Origin of the sequence: Pseudomonas sp. B21128 (assembly GCF_044218865.1) — a bacterium.
Lineage (GTDB): Bacteria > Pseudomonadota > Gammaproteobacteria > Pseudomonadales > Pseudomonadaceae > Aquipseudomonas > Aquipseudomonas iridis.
In genome coordinates this window covers 5,820,285-5,838,722 of sequence record NZ_CP162590.1, presented here as the reverse complement: position 1 = coordinate 5,838,722, position 18,438 = coordinate 5,820,285, and the positions used below count along the sequence as shown (strand labels likewise).

At 59.5% G+C, this 18,438-nt stretch carries 22 protein-coding genes and 1 pseudogene; 11 read left to right on the top strand and 12 right to left on the bottom strand.

The features are described from left to right. Nucleotides 1–33 precede the first annotated feature (33 nt). Nucleotides 34–591: a cysteine hydrolase family protein gene (locus tag AB4P91_RS26410; protein ID WP_150687767.1), complete on the top strand. Its 558-nt coding sequence runs from the start codon at nucleotides 34–36 to the stop codon at nucleotides 589–591. 264 nt (nucleotides 592–855) lie between these two features. Here AB4P91_RS26410 and AB4P91_RS26405 read toward each other — a convergent pair whose 3' ends face one another. From AB4P91_RS26405 to AB4P91_RS26390, 4 genes are read right to left on the bottom strand one after another with little or no spacing between them, the layout of a single operon-like run. Continuing rightward, a complete protein-coding gene (locus AB4P91_RS26405) occupies nucleotides 856–1,065 on the bottom strand; it encodes an SEC-C metal-binding domain-containing protein (protein ID WP_008083915.1) in 210 nt (69 codons plus the stop codon). Further along, nucleotides 1,062–1,556: an LEA type 2 family protein gene (locus AB4P91_RS26400; protein WP_150594462.1), complete on the bottom strand. Its 495-nt coding sequence runs from the start codon at nucleotides 1,554–1,556 to the stop codon at nucleotides 1,062–1,064. The genes AB4P91_RS26405 and AB4P91_RS26400 overlap by 4 nt, the downstream gene beginning before the upstream one ends. Before the next feature lie 57 nt (nucleotides 1,557–1,613). Further along, nucleotides 1,614–2,090 carry a YchJ family protein gene (locus tag AB4P91_RS26395; RefSeq protein ID WP_395604013.1) on the bottom strand — a complete coding sequence of 159 codons (477 nt, stop codon included), beginning with the start codon at nucleotides 2,088–2,090 and terminating at the stop codon, nucleotides 1,614–1,616. A gap of 4 nt (nucleotides 2,091–2,094) precedes the next feature. Continuing rightward, nucleotides 2,095–2,592 (bottom strand): DUF6231 family protein, encoded by a 498-nt coding sequence (locus tag AB4P91_RS26390; protein WP_150597365.1) that lies wholly within the window; start codon nucleotides 2,590–2,592, stop codon nucleotides 2,095–2,097. A gap of 199 nt (nucleotides 2,593–2,791) precedes the next feature. On the opposite strand from AB4P91_RS26390, the gene AB4P91_RS26385 reads away from it, so the two are divergent. The 4 genes from AB4P91_RS26385 to AB4P91_RS26370 all read left to right on the top strand — a co-directional run bounded on the left by AB4P91_RS26385 (nucleotide 2,792) and on the right by AB4P91_RS26370 (nucleotide 5,495). Then, complete coding sequence (locus tag AB4P91_RS26385) at nucleotides 2,792–3,487, top strand: OmpA family protein (RefSeq protein ID WP_042557964.1); 696 nt, start codon at nucleotides 2,792–2,794, stop codon at nucleotides 3,485–3,487. Nucleotides 3,488–3,576: 89 nt separating this feature from the next. Continuing rightward, nucleotides 3,577–4,299: an OmpA family protein gene (locus tag AB4P91_RS26380; protein WP_395604012.1), complete on the top strand. Its 723-nt coding sequence runs from the start codon at nucleotides 3,577–3,579 to the stop codon at nucleotides 4,297–4,299. Between the two features lie 163 nt (nucleotides 4,300–4,462). Next, on the top strand, nucleotides 4,463–4,744 hold the full coding sequence (locus AB4P91_RS26375; protein ID WP_150594459.1) for a DUF1145 domain-containing protein: 282 nt from the start codon (nucleotides 4,463–4,465) through the stop codon (nucleotides 4,742–4,744). Next, a complete protein-coding gene (locus AB4P91_RS26370) occupies nucleotides 4,737–5,495 on the top strand; it encodes a collagen-like protein (RefSeq protein ID WP_150597364.1) in 759 nt (252 codons plus the stop codon). Before AB4P91_RS26375 ends, AB4P91_RS26370 begins: the two co-directional genes overlap by 8 nt. A 207-nt stretch (nucleotides 5,496–5,702) precedes the next feature. Here the strand turns inward: AB4P91_RS26370 and AB4P91_RS26365 are convergent, their stop codons facing one another. Further along, complete coding sequence (locus AB4P91_RS26365; RefSeq protein ID WP_047300012.1) at nucleotides 5,703–6,167, bottom strand: CopD family protein; 465 nt, start codon at nucleotides 6,165–6,167, stop codon at nucleotides 5,703–5,705. Between the two features lie 98 nt (nucleotides 6,168–6,265). Here AB4P91_RS26365 and dinG point away from each other — a divergent pair, with 98 nt between their 5' ends. From dinG to pdxH, 5 genes are all read left to right on the top strand, one after another. Continuing rightward, the gene (dinG, locus tag AB4P91_RS26360) at nucleotides 6,266–8,410 is read left to right on the top strand and encodes an ATP-dependent DNA helicase DinG (protein WP_042557969.1); all 2,145 of its coding nucleotides are present in this window, start codon (nucleotides 6,266–6,268) and stop codon (nucleotides 8,408–8,410) included. A 93-nt stretch (nucleotides 8,411–8,503) separates the two neighbouring features. Next, nucleotides 8,504–10,987, top strand: coding sequence for a beta-galactosidase (locus AB4P91_RS26355; protein WP_395604011.1), 2,484 nt, complete (start codon nucleotides 8,504–8,506; stop codon nucleotides 10,985–10,987). 118 nt (nucleotides 10,988–11,105) lie between these two features. Next, a complete protein-coding gene (locus tag AB4P91_RS26350) occupies nucleotides 11,106–12,251 on the top strand; it encodes a serine hydrolase domain-containing protein (RefSeq protein ID WP_395604010.1) in 1,146 nt (381 codons plus the stop codon). Between the two features lie 113 nt (nucleotides 12,252–12,364). Further along, nucleotides 12,365–13,483 (top strand): OmpA family protein, encoded by a 1,119-nt coding sequence (locus AB4P91_RS26345; protein WP_395604009.1) that lies wholly within the window; start codon nucleotides 12,365–12,367, stop codon nucleotides 13,481–13,483. A gap of 24 nt (nucleotides 13,484–13,507) precedes the next feature. Beyond that, nucleotides 13,508–14,155 carry a pyridoxamine 5'-phosphate oxidase gene (gene pdxH / locus AB4P91_RS26340; RefSeq protein WP_150594453.1) on the top strand — a complete coding sequence of 216 codons (648 nt, stop codon included), beginning with the start codon at nucleotides 13,508–13,510 and terminating at the stop codon, nucleotides 14,153–14,155. A gap of 5 nt (nucleotides 14,156–14,160) precedes the next feature. Here pdxH and AB4P91_RS26335 read toward each other — a convergent pair whose 3' ends face one another. After that, nucleotides 14,161–14,397 carry a hypothetical protein gene (locus AB4P91_RS26335; RefSeq protein ID WP_150597360.1) on the bottom strand — a complete coding sequence of 79 codons (237 nt, stop codon included), beginning with the start codon at nucleotides 14,395–14,397 and terminating at the stop codon, nucleotides 14,161–14,163. A 177-nt stretch (nucleotides 14,398–14,574) separates the two neighbouring features. Between AB4P91_RS26335 and AB4P91_RS26330 the strand changes: the two genes are divergently transcribed. After that, complete coding sequence (locus AB4P91_RS26330) at nucleotides 14,575–15,039, top strand: glycine zipper 2TM domain-containing protein (RefSeq protein WP_016771369.1); 465 nt, start codon at nucleotides 14,575–14,577, stop codon at nucleotides 15,037–15,039. Between the two features lie 82 nt (nucleotides 15,040–15,121). On the opposite strand, the gene AB4P91_RS26325 is transcribed toward AB4P91_RS26330, so the two are convergent. The 6 genes and pseudogenes from AB4P91_RS26325 to nhaA all read right to left on the bottom strand — a co-directional run bounded on the left by AB4P91_RS26325 (nucleotide 15,122) and on the right by nhaA (nucleotide 18,380). After that, nucleotides 15,122–15,370, bottom strand: coding sequence for a pyocin S6 family toxin immunity protein (locus tag AB4P91_RS26325; protein ID WP_395604008.1), 249 nt, complete (start codon nucleotides 15,368–15,370; stop codon nucleotides 15,122–15,124). A 16-nt stretch (nucleotides 15,371–15,386) separates the two neighbouring features. After that, nucleotides 15,387–15,446: a hypothetical protein gene (locus tag AB4P91_RS26320; protein ID WP_395605004.1), complete on the bottom strand. Its 60-nt coding sequence runs from the start codon at nucleotides 15,444–15,446 to the stop codon at nucleotides 15,387–15,389. Nucleotides 15,447–15,488: 42 nt separating this feature from the next. After that, nucleotides 15,489–15,953 (bottom strand): annotated as a pseudogene (locus AB4P91_RS26315) (toxin); the annotation flags it as partial. Between the two features lie 211 nt (nucleotides 15,954–16,164). Further along, complete coding sequence (locus AB4P91_RS26310; protein ID WP_395604007.1) at nucleotides 16,165–16,803, bottom strand: zeta toxin family protein; 639 nt, start codon at nucleotides 16,801–16,803, stop codon at nucleotides 16,165–16,167. After that, nucleotides 16,800–17,069, bottom strand: coding sequence for a hypothetical protein (locus AB4P91_RS26305; protein ID WP_395604006.1), 270 nt, complete (start codon nucleotides 17,067–17,069; stop codon nucleotides 16,800–16,802). Before AB4P91_RS26305 ends, AB4P91_RS26310 begins: the two co-directional genes overlap by 4 nt. A gap of 123 nt (nucleotides 17,070–17,192) precedes the next feature. Beyond that, entirely contained in the window at nucleotides 17,193–18,380 is a 1,188-nt protein-coding gene (gene nhaA, locus AB4P91_RS26300) for a Na+/H+ antiporter NhaA (protein WP_150594448.1), read from the bottom strand. Between the last annotated feature and the right edge of the window lie 58 nt (nucleotides 18,381–18,438).

The window sequence follows — 18,438 nt, the reverse complement described above, 5'->3', positions numbered from 1 at the left end:
GACAAATCAAACGACCCTCGCGAGAAAACCGCCATGGAGCTTCAGGCCAACGCTGCACTGATCATCATCGACCAGCAAAAAGGCATCCTGCATCCGCGCTTGGGGCGGCGCAATAATCCACTGGCTGAAGAACGCATCCTCGATTTGCTGAGTGTTTGGCGGCGCAGTGGGCGGCCGGTGATTCATGTGCAGCACCTGTCGCGCTCGCCGGATTCAGTGTTCTGGCCCGAGCAGGAAGGGGTGGAGTTTCAGCAGAGATTTTTGCCCCGGGATGGCGAATGGCTGATTCAGAAACAAGTGCCGGACGCGTTTTGCGCCACTGGGCTGCAAGCGCGCCTGCATGAGGCGGGAATCGGGCAGTTGATCATCGTTGGCGTCGCCACCCACAACTCCGTGGAGTCCACGGCGCGCACGGCGGGCAACCTGGGGTTTGATGCCTGGGTGGCGGAGGATGCGTGCTTCACCTTCGACAAGGCTGATTTTTTCGGCACGCCGCGTTCAGCTGAAGAGGTGCATGGGATGTCGTTGGGGAATCTGGAGGGGGAGTATGCGACGGTGGTCAGGGTTGAGCAGATTCTGGCGGCAGGCTGAACCTTACTGAATGTGCCGGCCTCTTCGCGAGCAGGGTAGATTGCATTTCAACTGAAGAAACTCCGCCACTGTGGGAGCTGGCTTGCCAGCGATAGCGGTGTATCAGGCGACATCGCGGCTAAGAGTGCCGGCCTCATCGCTGGCAAGCCAGCTCCCACAGGATTTGCGGTGCACACAGGTGTCTTGCCTGGCACCGGTCAACTGTGGGAGCGAGCTTGCTCGCGAAAGCGATCTGTCAGGCGAAGAAACACTTCGCCGAAAGCATCACGCCCCGTGGCACTTCTTGAATTTCTTGCCGTTGCCGCAAGGGCAAGGGTCGTTACGGCCGACGTCTTTCAGGGCATTGCGCACCGGTTCCTGGTGGGCGTGGCCGCAGTTCGGGCCGTGAACATGGCCGTGGTCGTGATCGTGATGATGGTCATGATCATGATCGTGGTTGCAATCAGGGCCATGGACATGAGGTTGTTGGGTCATCGGTGTTGCTCCGGAATTAAATCGGCGGGGATTATCACGCCATTGCGCTCAAGGTGCACGTAGTGAGCGATGAATAAACCGGTTTCCATTTCCCCCTGCAATCGATAGGGAATCTGCTGCTCCGAGTTTTTCAGCATTTTCACCACGCCTTTTACCTTCGGCCAAAGGTTGGTACGGATCGGCACTTTGAAGTACGCGCTGTGTTTGGGGCCGACGGTAAACCAGTGTTCATGCTCGCCTTCAGCCAGCAACATGTCAGCCAGATGAATACGGTATTCCAGGCCGCGCACGGTCAAATCGCTGTCGTTGGGATTGTCGACGCGAAAGTGCAGGATGAACTTCTGCTCGAGGAGTTTGGCGCGCACCACTTCGACTTTTACCAGGTGTACGGCGGGGTCGCGGGTGTCGTCGGCGAACCATGAAGCGCAACCGCCGAGCCCCAGAAACAGGAAAAAGGCGAGGGATTGCAACGCGCGTCGTTGAGCAAACATGGAGTAGCTCCTTTTGTTGCTCAGTCTAGCCCTAAAAGATTGGCCGATTTTTTGATCTCAAGCGCCGAAATATCCCGCACAGCACTTTTTGAACTTCTGCCCGCTGGCGCACGGGCAACTGTCGTTGCGCCCCAGTTTCAACTGCACCGTCGGATCGATGAAATACCAACGCCCGGCGTTCTGCACAAAAGAAGAGCGTTCGCGGTGGCTGTGTTCGCCCTGGCTATCGTGCCAGCGCGCGGTGAAGGTGACAAAGGCATGTTCCGGCTGGCCGCCGAAGACTTCTGAGCTTTCGACCTCAAGGCCCAGCCAGGTGCTTTGCGCGCTCCAGGCGCCGATCGATTGCCGGTCCAGTTCTGCTTGCTGAGCGGGCAGGGTGGTCGCCACCAGATAATCGATCAGGCCCAGCACGTAGGCGCTGTAGCGCGAGCGCATCAAGGCTTCGGCGCACGGCGCCGGGAGGCCTTCGTGATAATGACCGCAGCAGGCATCCAGCAGATTACCGCTGCCGCAAGGGCAAATGGCTGTACTCATTGCATTACCACCAGTATTTCCCGAAGTTTTCCGGATTGGCCCAGAACCGTGAGTTGAGCCAGTCGGGGACTTGTTTGTAGTCAAGCAGATCATAAGTGAACAGGGTCAGAACCTGCTCGTCGCGGGCAAAGCGCTCGCTGGCTTGCAGCGCCAGCGAATAGAAATCGGTTTCCTGCCAGCCACTGGCCGACAGATCCGCCAGCACCGCAATGCGACTGGCGTTGAGATTACGAATGCCGCCCAGCAGATTCAGGCCGTCGCGCTTGGGCAAATGTTCCAGGCAATCGACTACAAGGGCCAGATCGAAGCGCCGTGCCGCCAGTTCAGCAGGCAAGGCACCCGGGGCGGCATGGGCAACGCAGGTGTCCGGGTGGGCTGCTTTAAAAGCGGCCAATGCCGGGAATTCACTGGCGCCGATCAGCAGCAAACGCGCCGGGGCATAGCGATCCAGCAAAGCGGCTAACGCCTGTTGGGGCGTGCGGGAAGAAATGACGGCGTTCATCGAAGCTCCTCAATCAGACCGCCAAGACTAGCCTGCCTGACTGCGGCAGCAAAGAGCCCTGTCTCGCAGGTTTCCAGCAAAAACGCCGAAGTCCTGTGAACACGGTGGCAAACAGCAGTCGCCTATTGCTGGCGGAGATTAAAACTCCGGTCTTTACTCCCTGAATCGGTTTCAAGCCGATCCCTCAGGAGAAAACTAGATGAGCATAGTTCGGACAGCATTACCCTTGGTTCTGCTAACCAGTGTGTTGACTGGTTGCGCAGGTTTGCAGAAAACCGACTGGCCGACCTGTGCGGCGGTCGGTGGTGTCGTCGGTGCCGGTCTCGGCGCTACCGAGAGCGCCTCGTGGGCGGGCGGCGGCGCACTGATCGTCGGTGGTATGGCGGCGGCCTATTGCTGGGTGCACGGTGATGGCGACGAAGACGGCGATGGTGTGCCGGACAGTCGCGACAAGTGCCCGGGCACGCCTAAAGGTGTGCAGGTCGATGCAGACGGTTGCCCTCCACCCGTCCCTGCGCCAGTGGTTGAAGAAGCTGTGGTAGTCAAGGAAGAAACCATCGTCATCCGCGATGTTCACTTCCAGTTCGACAAAGCCACGCTGACCGGCGCTGACAAAATGGTGCTCGACAAGGTCGCCACGCGCCTGAAACAGGAATCCTCGACTGCGCAACTGACCGTCACCGGTCACACCGACAGCGTGGGCAGCGATGCCTACAACCAGAAACTGTCGGATCGTCGTGCACACTCGGTGGTCAAGTACCTGGTCGAGAGCGGCATACCGCAGGGCAGCTTCGTTTCGGTGACCGGTGCCGGTGAAAGCCAGCCAGTTGCGGATAACAAAACCGCTGACGGTCGTGCCCAGAACCGTCGTACCGAAATCAAAATCAACCGTTAGTCCTCTTGCATCCGCGGCTTGTGCAGTCGCGGATGCGGGTCTTTACTCCTGTGTAACCGGTATGGGCCGGTGACACAGGAGCTTTCACAATGACTGTTTTCTCAAGGTCCGTCTTGCCGGTGCTGCTGCTTGGCAGTTTGCTGACCGGTTGCGCCACTCACAGCGATGGCACTGCACCCCTCAATCAACGTACGTGGCCGATCTGCAGCCTGCTTGGCGGGCTGGTCGGCGGCGGGCTCGGCGCTATTGAAAGCGCTGGCTGGGCCGGTGGCGGCGCAGCGCTGGGGATTTTAACCGGCGGACTGATCTGTTACGCCCAGGATGGCGATGAAGACGACGACGGCGTGTTCGACCGTCGCGACCGTTGCCCGGATACCCCGGCCAACACACCGGTCGATCACCGTGGTTGCCCGCTGCCGCAGTATCCGGTCGTTGAAAAACCGGCCGAACCGGCGCCGCAAACCGAAGTTGTCACCTTGAGCGATGCCGGCGATGTGTTGTTCGCATTCGACAAGTCCGACCTGACCCCGGCGGCGACAGCCCAGCTCGATACCCTGATGGACAAACTGCGCAACGCCGACGTGGTGAGCATCAAGGTGATCGGTCATACCGACAGCAAAGGCTCGGATGCGTATAACCAGGCATTGTCGGAACGGCGCGCCAGCAGTGTGGCGGCTTACCTGCTGAGTCAGGGGCTTGCACCGAACAAACTCACCAGTGAAGGGCGTGGCGAGGGTGAGCCAGTGGCAGACAACGCGACGGACGAGGGTCGCGCGCAAAACCGTCGCGTGGAGTTACATATCAATCGTTAGGATGGGTCTGTAGTCCGCAAGCTAGAGCTGTCGGACGGCGATTAATGTCGATCCGGCAGCCATTTGGCGGCTGCATAATGATTTTTCATTTTTGCCTCTGGCTTATCCCCCGCAGAAGCCGTTACTGTGCGCCCAAAGAATAATTCGCAACACGGGGGAGCGTATGAAAGTGTTCTGGGGGCTGGGGCGATTATTGACCCTGCTGTTCTGCTGCGTGGTGCTGGCTAATCAGCTGGTGCCATTCGTACATCCGCTGCACCTGTTGGTCAATCTGGCCGGCGGTCTGCTGTTGCTGATCCATGTGCTCGAAATCCTGCTGTGCAATCGCAGTCTCAAGGGGCGCCCGCACCCTTGGCGTGATCGTGCCCGCATCCTGTTGTTCGGCGTATTCCACCTGCAAACCATCCCGGCCCCGGCCGCTCCGGAGGCTTCTTCCCATGCGTAAACTTTGTCTGCTCGCTGCATTTATCAGCCCGTTGGCCTGTGCCCAGGTGGTCAGCGTCGAAACCAATTCCCTGATGCGCCTGCCGAACACCGCCGGTACTTTGCAACTCGAAAAGCTGGAAGTGGCCGATTACGGCACCTTGCTGATTCCCGCCAATGTGACTGAGTTGAGTGTCGGTGAGTTGCGCCTCGGCCATGAAGCGCGGATCGCTATCGTTCCGGGTGAGCAGGCGCTGGAGATGAAAGTCAATCGCGCAGAACTGAGCGAAGGCAGCCGGATCACCGCTCGCGGTGCCCCGGGGACTTATGAAAAAGCCGCCCGCGCAGGGCGCAATCTGAACCTGCAATTCAAGGCATTGAACGCACCGCAGCTGCAAGTCGATGCGCGCGGTGGCACGGGCGCGCCGGGGTTTGTCGGGCTTGATGGCGGCAACGGTGAAGATCCGGGCTGCACCTATGGCTCGGCCGGGCACGGTGCGGATGGCAGTGACGGCAGCGATGGCCAGCCAGGTGCCCCGGGTGCGCTGGTACGGCTTGAAGTACCGCGCGAATTTCCGGTCGAGCTGATCAAGGTCAATGTGGCCGGCGGTGCCGGTGGCCCGGCGGGTGTCGGCGGCAAGGCGGGGAAGGGTGGCAAGTCCAAGGGCTGCCTGGTGTACCGCGCCGATGGCGGCAAGAGCGGCAAGGCGGGGGCTGATGGTCAGCCGGGGCCAGTGGGTGCAGCGGGTGCGGTGACTGTGCAGCGCCTTTAAAAGCTTTCCCTCACCCCAGCCCTCTCCCAAGGTGAGAGGGGGCCGACCGAGGTGTGTGACGCTATCCAACGACCTGAAACATCGTGTCGATTGTGGATTCACGGCAAATTTTTCACGTCGGTGTATTTCTCGAATATCACCGGACCGGTCCCCTCTCCCTCTGGGAGAGGGCTAGGGTGAGGGCTCCTGATCTTCAGCGTCTGTACTTCAAAACATCGGCCGAGCCGCCGCAATCGCCACCAGCACCAGCCCGACAATCAGATTGAGTCCCACCACCCGCCGAATCCGCCCCAGCACCGCCGCACCCGCCGGCCAGTCCTTCGCCTCAACCGCTTTGCGCAACTCCGGCAGCATCAACCCCTGAATCCGGATAAACAGCGCGGTCATCACCACATACAAACCCATCATCACCTGCACGTATTTCGGTGCGGTCTCGAACCCGACTTGCTGCAGATGGAGCATACCCACGCCGCTGATTGGCAACAGGATCACCGCGACCCAGACCCAGCGGAAAAAACCTTGAAATACTTCTACCCACAGCGTCAGCCGATTGGGGCCGTCCAGAGCCTTCATAGCCGCGGGGCGCAAGACTATCCAGGCGAAAAACATACCGCCGACCCACACTAAAGCGGCCAGCACATGCAGGGGATAAACGAGGCTAAAAGGTGTCATTGAGGTACTCCGTTCTGCGCGATAACGATTCGCGGGGTATGATAGCCGCCGAACCGAACCACTGAAAATTTATCCAGCGTTTTTGCGCCCGACACTCAATGATCAGCACTGAACTCAAAACCACGATCCAGGGCGCCTATTCGCGTTTTCTAGAGGCCAAGAGCCTCAAGCCGCGTTACGGCCAGCGTCTGATGATCGCTGAAATCGCCAAAGTTCTCGGGGATATCGACACCGACGACGAAGGCCGGCGCAGTGGCGACCCCGCGATTGTCGCGGTGGAAGCCGGCACCGGTACCGGCAAAACCGTGGCCTACAGCCTGGCGGCGATTCCGACGGCGAAAGCTGCCGGCAAACGCCTGGTGATCGCCACCGCGACCGTGGCCCTGCAAGAGCAGATCGTCTACAAGGACTTGCCTGACCTGATGCGCAACAGCGGGCTGAATTTCAGCTTCGCGCTGGCCAAGGGCCGTGGCCGCTATATGTGCCTGTCCAAACTCGACATGCTGTTGCAGGAAGGCCACGCGCAAACCGCCACCGCGCAGCTGTTCGAAGAAGAAGGCTTCAAGATCGAGGTTGATGAGGCCAGTCAGAAGTTGTTTACCAGCATGATCGAGAAGCTCGCCGGCAATAAATGGGACGGCGACCGCGACAGTTGGTCGACCGCGCTCGAAGACGCCGATTGGGCGCGACTGACCACCGACCACAGCCAATGCACCAACCGCCATTGCCCGAACTTCGGCCAGTGCGCCTTTTACAAGGCGCGCGAAGGCATGGGCAAAGTTGATGTCATCGTCACCAACCACGACATGGTCCTGGCTGACCTGGCATTGGGCGGCGGCGCCGTGCTGCCCGACCCCCGCGACACCATCTACGTCTTCGACGAAGGCCATCACCTGCCGGACAAGGCGATCGGCCATTTCGCCCATTACACGCGTTTGCGCTCCACCGCCGACTGGCTGGAAACCACCGCCAAGAACCTCACCAAGCTGTTGGCCCAACACCCACTGCCGGGCGATCTTGGCAAACTGATCGAGCAAGTGCCGGAGCTGGCGCGTGAGATCAAGGCCCAGCAGCAGTTCATGTTCAGCGCCTGCGAGCAAGTGGCCGATTTCAAACCCGGCGAAGACGTCGAAGGCCGTGAGCGGCCGCGCCATCGCTTTGTCGCCGGGGTCATTCCCGAGCACATGCGTGAAATGGGCATCGAGCTGAAAAAAGGCTTCTCCCGCCTCAATGACCTGTTCACGCGCCTGACCGACCTGCTCAAGGAAGGCATGGATGGCGAGGTCAACATCGGCATCGCCAGCAATCAGGCCGAAGAATGGTATCCACTGTTCGGCAGCCTGTTGTCGCGGGCGTCCGGCAATTGGGAACTCTGGACCGCGTTCACCGCTGAAGACCCGGAAGACAGCCCGCCCATGGCGCGCTGGCTGACCTTGGCCGAAAGCGGCTCGCTGTTTGATATCGAGGTCAACGCCAGCCCGATTCTCGCCGCTGAAACCTTGCGCCGCAGCCTGTGGAATGTCGCCTATGGTTGCCTGGTCACCTCGGCCACCCTGACTGCCCTCGGCACGTTCGACCGCTTCCGCATGCGCGCCGGTCTGCCGAAAAAAGCCGTCACCGCCGTGGTGCCAAGCCCGTTCCATCACGCTGATGCGGGCGTGCTGCGGGTGCCGGATCTGAAGGCCGACCCACGCGATGCTCCCGCCCACACGGCGGCGATCATCCGTGATTTGCCGGACCTGGTCGAAGGCTCACGCGGCACGCTGGTGCTGTTTTCTTCGCGCAAACAGATGCAGGACGTGTTCGACGGTCTGGACCGTGACTGGCGCAAGCAAGTGTTCATTCAAGGCAACCTGTCGAAACAGGAAACCCTGAACAAGCACAAGGCGCGGGTCGATGGCGGCGATTCCAGCGTGCTGTTCGGTCTGGCCAGTTTTGCCGAGGGTGTCGACTTGCCGGGCGCGTATTGCGAGCACGTGGTGATCGCCAAGATTCCGTTCTCGGTGCCGGACGATCCGGTCGAGGCGGCACTGGCGGAATGGATCGAAGCACGGGGCGGCAATCCGTTCATGGAAATCTCGGTGCCCGATGCCTCGCTGAAACTGGTTCAGGCCTGCGGTCGTCTGCTGCGTACCGAAGAAGACCGCGGCACCATCACCTTGCTCGATCGGCGGCTGGTCACCCAGCGCTACGGCAAGGCGATCCTCAATGCGTTGCCTCCTTTCCGTCGTGAAATATCCTGAGACATCGGTGGGCAATTTTGCCCGCCGCGTTGTCTATCTCTCTGCCATCGCTTTTCCATTGGCCATTTGGTCGTTAGGGAGAACTCCGTTCTTATGATCCGCCGTTCGTTGCCTGCCGTATTTGCCATGATCTTCGCTGCTCCGTTGCTGGCGGCGCCTGCTGGCCAGCAGACGTTGTTCAACTTTGTCCGTCCCGCCGACGTGGTGAAAATCGCCACGGAAAACGCCGACCTGCCGCAAGCCAACGCCGAGCAAACCGCTGAAGGTGAAGTGCTGCGCCGGGTGACGTTCAACGCGGTGGCACGTCCGACGTTGCGTCTGACCCCGCAAACCGGCGCATGGGACTGGTCGCAGTCCGGGATGATGAGCCTGCGCATTCAGAGCGCGATGAACTGGGCTGTGACGGTCTACGTGCAGATTCAAAGCAACAACGGCCAGACGCTGACCAGTCGCGTCGATCTGCCAGCGGGCCCGGCGCAAACCTTGCTGGTGCCGTTGGTGGCAAGTTCGCCGCTGAGCCAGGGCATGAAGGCCGGCCCACCGATGCCAATGACCGTAGATGGCCAGCGCATTCTGCTGGCCAGCAGCAGCGGTGAGATTGATCGCAGCCAAGTGGTATCGGTGAGCCTGTCGCTGGATCAGCCGAAAGTTGCCCAAAGTCTGCTGCTTGAACGCTTTGGCGTGCAGGACGGCGAGGGCATCACGCAAGCGGTGTACGGCAATCTGGTCGACGCTTACGGCCAATCGACCCGCAGCAAATGGCCGGAAAAAATCTCCAATGACGAACAGCTCAAATCCGCCGCCGCCAAGGAGCAGCAACAGCTGAAAACCTGGCTTGCCGAGCGTGAAAAGGCCTCACTGGACAAGTTCGGTGGCTGGAGCAAAGGTCCTGCGTTCAAGGCCAGTGGTTTTTTCCGCACCGAAAAACGTGACGGCCGCTGGTACCTGGTGACGCCTGAAGGGCATCCGTTCTACTCCCTCGGCGTCAACACCGTCAGCCCCGAGGTCAATCAGACCTACGTGGCCGGTCGCGAGTGGATGTTCGAATCCCTGCCAAAATCCGGTGAACCTCTCGCCAGCCATTTCGGCGAAGGCGATAACCGTGGCGGCAACGGCGCCGATCAGGGCCGAGGCTACGGCAATGGGCGCTGGTATGACTTCTATGGCGCCAACCTGCAGCGTTTGAATGGCGAACCGTGCAAACCCGACAGCGACGTCAAGGCTGGGGTGGCCGAAGCGGCCAAGGCTGGCGCGGCTGAGGAAACCGCCGTCAATGCCGCCGAACCGATCGCCACCTCCGAGCAACCCAAGGCTGGCGTCGCGGAGGCGGCCAAAGCGGAATCGGTTGCGCCAGCGGCCCAACCGCCCGCTGCCACGCCGTGTACTGCCACGGTCGATGAGCAGAAGTGGGCCAGTCATACCCTTGATCGTCTTCAGGCCTGGGGTTTCAACACCCTCGGCAACTGGAGTGCAGACGCTGTGGTCGATGCCGAGCGCGTGCCGTACACCTTGCCGCTGTCGATCGTCGGCGATTACACCAGCATCAGCACCGGCAACGACTGGTGGGGCGCGATGCCCGATCCGTTCGACCCGCGTTTCGCCATGGCGACCGAGCGTGCCGTGGCCATCGCGGCCCGCGATCATCGCGACGATCCGTGGCTGATCGGCTATTTCGCCGACAACGAACTGGCGTGGGCCGGTCCCGGCAACGATGCGCAATCGCGTTACGCGCTGGCTTACGGCACGTTGAAAATGACCACCGACGTACCGGCCAAACGCGCGTTCCTCAAGCAGTTGCGCGACAAGTACCGCAATCAGGCGGGGCTGTCGAAGGCATGGGGTATCGATCTGCCGGCGTGGGAGTTGATGGAAGATCCGGGTTTCGTGCCGCCCATGCCGAACCCGGAGCATCCGGAAATCGAAGCCGATTTCAAATATTTCCAGAAAGTCTTCGCTGACACTTATTTCAAGACCATCTCCGACTCGCTGAAATGGCATGCACCGAATCAACTGCTGCTCGGTGGCCGCTTCGCCGTCAGTACCCCGGAAGCGGTCGCGTCGTGCGCGCAGTATTGCGATGTACTGAGCTTTAACATGTACACCCTCAAGCCGCAGGACGGTTACAACTTTGCCGCGCTGGGCGCTTTGGACAAACCGGTATTGATCACCGAGTTCAACTTTGGCTCGACCGATCGCGGCCCGTTCTGGGGCGGCGTGACGCAACTGGCCAAGGAAGAGGATCGCGGCGCGGCGTACGCCAACTTCCTCAAACAGGCGCTGAATGAGCCGTCGATTGTCGGCGTTCACTGGTTCCAGTTTCTCGATCAACCCGTGACCGGGCGTCTGCTGGACGGCGAGAACGGGCACTTCGGTTTGGTGGGCGTGACGGATTTGCCATATCAGGGATTTGTTGACGCGGTGCGCAAGGGCAATTTGCAGGCTGTCGATCAACTGGGCAAAGAGGCCGCGAAACCGCCGGCTGCGGCGGCTCATGAAGCTGAAGGCAGCCGCAAGGGGGAGGCGGGTAAAGGTCCGGGTGCGGGTCACTCGGGTGGGCATTCCGGCAATGGTCACTGAGTTTTAGATCGCCAGGATCGCCCGGAGATGACCACCGAGCCCACAGCTGTTCCCAAACCCCTCAAGGACTGGAACAATGCGGGCCACTTTGTAGAGCGTTTTCGCGGGGGAGTTGCGGGTGCAGATTCAGGGACATTACGAACTTCAGTTCGAAGCGGTGCGCGAGGCTTTCGCCGCACTGTTCGACGATCCCCAGGAACGCGGCGCAGCCTTGTGCATTCAGGTCGGCGGAGAAACCGTCGTCGATCTCTGGGCCGGCACTGCCGATAAGGATGGCGCCGAAGTCTGGCACAGCGACACCATCGCCAACCTGTTCTCCTGCACGAAAACCTTCACGGCCGTCACCGCGTTGCAATTGGTTGCCGAAGGCAAACTGCAACTGGATGTTCCGGTCGCCCGCTACTGGCCGGAATTTGCCGCCGCCGGCAAAGAATCCGTCACGCTGCGTCAATTGCTTTGTCATCAGGCAGGTCTGCCGGCCCTGCGCGAACTGCTCTCGCCCGAAGCGCTTTATGAATGGCAAACCGTGGTGGACGCCCTAGCCGCTGAGGCGCCGTGGTGGACGCCGGGCACCGGTCACGGTTACGCCGCGATCACGTACGGTTGGCTGGTCGGCGAATTGCTCCGCCGTGCCGACGGTCGCGGGCCGGGTGAGTCGATCGTCGCCCGTGTCGCCAAGCCATTGGGTCTGGATTTCCATGTGGGTCTGGCGGATGAAGAGTTTTATCGCGTGGCGCATATCGCTCGCGGCAAGGGTAATGCTGGCGACGCCGCTGCTCAGCGACTGCTGCAAACGACGATGCGTGAACCCACTGCCATGACCACCCGCGCTTTCACCAATCCGCCGTCGGTGCTCACCAGCACCAACAAACCGGAATGGCGCCGCATGCAGCAACCGGCGGCTAATGGCCACGGCAATGCGCGCAGTCTGGCCGGGTTCTACGCGGGACTGCTTGATGGCAGCCTGCTCGAAAGCGACATGCTGCAAGAGCTGACCCGCGAGCACAGTCTGGGCGAAGACAAGACCCTGTTGACTCGCACCCGTTTTGGTCTGGGCTGCATGCTCGATCAACCAGACGTGCCCAACGCCACCTATGGCCTCGGCCCACGGGCCTTTGGTCATCCGGGCGCAGGCGGCTCTATCGGTTTTGCTGACCCGGAGCACGATGTTGCATTTGGTTTTGTGACAAATACTCTGGGGCCGTACGTCTTGATGGATCCGCGTGCGCAGAAGCTCGCGCGGGAGCTAGCCACTTGTCTGTAAAGTATCACCCGAGGTTCCAGGGCCGGAACCTCGAAAGGTTTTTCGATTCAAAGCGTCTGTTTATCCGGGCGAAAGTGCTCTGATTTTTCATTACTTCATTTTGTGGATTTTCAATGTCAGCTAAAACGACTCTCGCCCTGGCCCTGTGTGTTGCGATCACCGGTTGTGCACAGACTCCTAAAAACGACGCGGACGGCGGCACCTGGTGGCCGTTCGGTTCTTCTGACAAAGTGGCGGCCAATGAGCCTGCACCGACTCCAGCTCCAGCTCCGGCGCCGCAGAAACCTGCCGCCACCGCGCCGGTTGCCAAGGCTGAAAGCAGCAATCCCTGGTACTGGCCGTTCGGCTCCGATGATGCCGCTGTCAAAGCTGACATGAAGGCCGAAGTAGCACCTGAAGCCAAGAAACCGGTCTCCGTCGCCAAGGCTGAAGCTGACGCAGGTGGAAAATGGTGGTGGCCGTTCGGCGGCAAGGATCAGCCTGTGGCCAAAGCGGTACCGATGCCGGATCCGAAAGTCACCCAGGCCTGGCTCGACGATTACGAGCCGCGTCTGCGCACCGCCATCAAGGACAGCAATCTGCAACTCGAGCGCCGCGAAAACGTGCTGGTGGTCACCGCGCCGGTCGAAGGTTCGTTCAACCCGGATCGCCCGGCGATGTTGCTGCCAGTCACCCTCGGCCCGTTCACCCGGGTGGCGAAAATCCTCGAAGCCGACCCGAAAACTGCCGTGCTTGTACTGGGTCACAGCGACACCAGCGGTGCTGCTCCAGCCAACGTCAAACTGAGTCAGGAACGGGCCCAGGCCATTGCGGCGATTTTCCGCCTCAGCGGTTTGCAGCGTGATCGTCTGATGCTGCGCGGCATGGGCTCTGAAGCGCCACGTGCCGCCAACGACAGCGTTGAAGGCCGTGCATTGAACCGTCGTGTTGAACTGCTGGTCACCCCACAAAACACCATGGTTGCGTTGCTCAGCAAATACAACATGCCGGCGCCGAAGCCAGTGACGATGGTTGCTGCGCAAGACGTCAAGCCAGTGGCCAAACCAGTGACGCCAGCCCCTGCTGCGAAGAAAGCTGCCGTACCCGCCACCAAAAAAGCCCCGGCCAAGAAAGCTGCCGCCAAGGCACCGGCGAAAAAAGCTCCAGCCAAAGGTCCAGCGAAGAAGACCGCGCCAGCCAAAGCCGCCGCGACCGACAAGAAAGTCGCCGCCACCGAAGCCGCCAAGAAGTGATCCGCTAACGAAAAGGAATGCGCCATGACCCAGGCTCTGGCAGATATGCGTCGTGATTACACCCGCGATGGCCTGACCGAGGCGCAAGCCCCGGCCGAGCCGTTTGCGCTGTTTCACCAGTGGTTTGCCGATGCGGTGAAAACCGAGCAGGCGCCGGTGGAAGCCAACGCCATGACCGTGGCCACGGTGGATGCGGACGGGCGTCCGCATTGCCGCATTCTGTTGCTCAAGGGCCTGGACGCGCAGGGTTTCACCTTCTTCACCAACTACGAAAGTGCCAAGGGTCAGCATCTGGCGGCGAATCCGTTCGCGGCCATGACCTTCTTCTGGCCGACTCTTGAGCGTCAGGTGCGCATCGAAGGTCGGGTGGTGAAAGTCACGCCTGCAGAGTCCGATGCGTATTATCAAGTGCGTCCATTGGGCAGCCGTCTCGGTGCCTGGGCGTCGCCGCAGAGCCGGGTGATCAGCGGGCGAGGGGAGCTGGAAGATTTGCTCAAGGCCACCGAGCAGCGCTTCAGCGATACCCAGCCCGATTGCCCGGAACACTGGGGCGGTTACCGCTTGCTGCCCGAGCGCATCGAGTTCTGGCAGGGCCGTGCGAGCCGGCTGCACGATCGCCTCAACTACCGGTTGCAAGATGCCGACTGGATTCTTGAACGTCTGGCACCTTAAGCAGTCTACCGAGCGAGATAACCTGCTGCTGCGGCCTCTAGCCACATCGGCAGGTCTCTGCGCTTGATCTTCAGCGCCTGAGCGCGGGCCAACTGTTCGAGCATGAAGGCACGTTTGCCTTCATCCTTACCAGCCAGTGACAGCGCGAGGTCGCGGTCCATCCAGCGTTTGATCCGCAAGTACAACCACCCGTGGAAGTACAGGCCGGCGACGGTGGTAACGACGATGATGAAGTAATCCATGAAAATCCTCGGGGGCGGTGGCGCAGGATCGGTCATTTGACGCTAAGGTAGGGCTTCTGAGGGAAGAGCGCAGGCGTCTGTACCTTGCCTGAATGAAAGCCAATTTATCCGCACTGTGTCGTGACAGACGTCAAGCGGCGGAGTTAAATGAATAGATGTTCTTTTGGAGTTGATGCTATGCGTAAGTCTGTTCTGCTGGTTGCTTCCTTTTCCACGATGGCGATGTTGCTTACCGGCTGCCAATCGAGCCTGACCGGTGACTCCTACTCCCGTGACGAAGCGCGTCGCGTGCAGACGATTCGCATGGGCACCATCGAATCCCTGCGACCGGTCAAAATCGAAGGCACCAAGACCCCGATTGGCGGCGCTGCAGGCGCTGTGGTCGGCGGTGTTGGTGGCAGCGCTATCGGCGGCGGCAAGGGCAGTATCGTTGCTGCTGTCATCGGTGCGGTGGCGGGCGGTCTGCTCGGTTCCGCAACCGAAGAAGGCCTGACCCGTACGCAAGGCGTGGAAATCACCGTTCGTGAAGACGACGGCAGCATGCGCGCCTATGTGCAACAGGTTCAGGAAAATGAAGTATTCCGTGTTGGCGAGCGGGTACGGATTTCGACTGTTGGCGGGACTAGCCGCGTTTCGCACTAAACGAGATTTAGGGTAAAGAAAACCCCGATCAGGTGAGCTGATCGGGGTTTTTTGTGGCCGTTGCCTTTTTGAATCAAGTTTTTCAGTCTTCGCGACAAAGTCCGATGCAGTAAATCAAATCGTCCCTGAAGGGTATATTGACGAGCTGCATGATTTCTCTCGCTTGGGTTTGCGTCAGATCATGCTCACTCATTGGTACGTCTTTCAGGGATTTCCATCCCATAACGTTGAGAACTGCTTGCTCAGAAGTCTGCGGTACATCTTTGTCATATTGCAGAGAGTCGTCTGGATTTGATTCTGGGAAAAATCCAGAAAGAGCTAAAAAAATCATTTTCAATACTCGATCGTCACTTGGTTGTAGTGCGCCTTTCGGGTTGTGCTTTACCCGTCTGCTCGCCCGTTTGAATATCGAACTCGCCGAGATGAGGGGAATGCAGGGAGTAACTTGGGGCCTTTTGTTCGATTCGCAGGCGTACGCGGGTGCGGGCCTGTTTGAGCGCGCTCAGTTGTAAAGAGCGCTGTCGCCAAGGCTTGACGGCATGAAGAGCGCGACCAATCCCACCAGGGTGGCCGCTGCGGTACTGGCGGCGACGGCGGGTAGCGCTTCGAAGGCAGAGCCGGCCAGGGTAAAACCGCCGATCCCGGTCGGAATGGCCGTTGCGCTGATTTTCTTCAGTGCAACAGCGCCGTTCGCATCAGCCTCACGGGCGCCCAGCAGGATCAGCTCGCCGTAATCCTTCAGGCTATCGGTCGGCACCATCCCGGAAGGGTTGGAGTAATCAATGATCGCGTCCGGCAACTTGCAGGACTTGGCGAATACGCAGCCGGCGCGCCGTCATGTAGCGGCAAGTGACGTGATGGCCGTCGCCCGCGGGTGGGTTGGAAACCCGGGGAATGTCCTTGTTGCGAGCCACTGATCGTCCTTTCGTTCATCCATCGACAGCCCCTCGGAAAGGGCTGCACGACGTTAACGAAGCAGGAAAATTGTGGCTGTAGGACGAGTCGCTAAAGCGTGGGGATTTTTCGACTAAATCAATTTGTCTAGCACGAATTCTTTGAACCAAGGGGGCTGGATGTCTGATTTGATTTCAATAAGCTCGCCGTCAGTGATCTCCGCTATTTGCGTCAATCCTTCACTACCTTCGTCCGAGTTGTCAAAGACGCTCTGTTGGATGTCAGGATGGCTTCAGACAGAAGCTCAAGAGACCTCCAGTAACGTGCTTCTATTTTGTCCGGAGGAACGCTGTGCCCGCCTTGGGACACACGATAGGCAACCCTGGCAATGTTGATCTGAGGATCGGCGGTAGCGACGTAATAAACATACACCCTGTAACCGGACTGATGGGCTTCGGCGAGCAGGCTGACTTTGTCTAAGGAGGACATAACGGTTTCGAACGTGAAACTAATGCGTTCTTTGATCAATGATCTACGTATGAAATCGGCAAGCGCTGATGCGACGTAGGAGTCGATTTCAGTATTTGAAAAGCTTAGGCGTTCACCATCAATCTTGAGGGAATCGAGCTTTGCTAGCGAATGCGGGGATTTCTGAACTAGGGGATGCTCACGGAAAAAGTCAAAGATAGCTTCTTTGTGAGCTTCGATACGATAGGAGGTGAAGTCAAAATACCCGGTGTCTTTTATTGAGCGTTCAATGTCATCGGGATTTATGTAATTGCCCAGTAAATGTGCGGGAACGAGGCGATTGAAAGTGCTTTTTCCTGATCCGTTGGGGCCTGCAAATATCCGTATTCTTGGTGTGCTCAAAAAGTAGCTCGTTTAGAAGATTTATTGATGTGCAGGCGAGTGCCGCTTTTCAGGTTTCCATAGGTGCCGATTGAGCGCAAAGCAATCGAGGTCTTCTCAGTTACTTCAAACAACTGGCCATCTTTAGCAACGAGAACCGATGCGCCGTTGGCAAGAGCCATCTTATAGGCGTTGCTGAATGCCTTCAGAGCAATATCTGGAATCCGAGACTCCTGCACGGCAATCTGATCGTCCGTCATTGGGCGTTTTTCTGGTTTACGGGACATATCTGACTCCAGATAACTGTGTAGAGAAAGTACTGGCTTCTACGAAAGATATAGCACACTTGCCGGGTGAAGAGCCAAGCCCCTTCGCATGGAGGGGCTCCGCTTTTTGTAGAAAGGTGCGTCTCAGGCGCTTTGTAACGTGCTCTTGCGACTGGCCGCCGCCGTTACCGCATAACCAATCAACGCGGCGAACAGCGAGCCGGTCAGAATGCCCATCCGGTCCATGCCTGCGTATTCACTGGCACCTGGAACGAAAGCCAGCGACCCGACAAACAGGCTCATGGTGAAGCCAATCCCGCAGAGAATCGCGACCCCCAGCACCTGACCCCAATTGGCACCCTGAGGCAGGGCGGCGATGCCCGTCTTCACGGCCAGCCAGGTTAGGCCGAACACACCGACGGTCTTGCCCACCAACAGGCCCACGGCAATGCCCATGGGTACGAGATGGGTGAAGCTTTCGACGGTGACGCCACTCAGTGACAGGCCAGCGTTGGCGAAGGCGAACAGTGGCAGGATGCCGTAGGCGACCCATGGATGCAGCGCGTGTTCGAGGGTCAGCAGCGGCGAAGGCTCGGCGTTTTTCGTGCGCAGCGGGATACAGAAGGCCAGGGTTACGCCGGCCAATGTCGCGTGCACACCGCTCTTGAGTACGCACACCCACAGGATCAGGCCGATGATCATGTACGGGCCAAGCTTGACCACGCCGAGGCGGTTCAGCGCCACCAAGGCGGCGATGCATGCCGCTGCCAGACCCAGCGAGAGGGTCGAGAGATCGCCGGAGTAGAAGATTGCAATGATCACGATGGCGCCGAGGTCATCGATGATTGCCAGGGTCATCAGGAACAGTTTCAACGACACCGGTATGCGTTTGCCAAGCAGAGCCAGCACGCCGAGGGCGAAGGCGATGTCGGTAGCGGTCGGGATCGCCCAGCCGTCGAGGGCAGCGGGGTTGTCGCGGTTGAGGAACCAGTAGATCAGCGCTGGCACCAGCATGCCGCCAATAGCGGCCGCGCCGGGCAGGACGAGCTGCGATGGTCTGGACAACTGACCGTCGAGTACTTCGCGCTTCACTTCCAGGCCGATCAGCAGAAAGAACAGCGCCATCAAGCCGTCGTTGATCCACAGCAGCAGGGGTTTAGCGATTTTCAACGCACCGATCTGCGCCACCACCGGGGTGTCGAGCAGGCCGCTGTACAGCCACGAAAGCTGTGAGTTGTTGATAATCAAAGCGAGGATGGCCGCGGCGATCAGTAATAGACCGCTGGCAGCTTCCAACTGAAAGAAACGCGTGAAAGTGCTACGCAGAGCCAAGGTCGCTCTCCATCGATAAGTCAAAAAGGTGGAACACCCTAACCCGTACTGTTAGTTG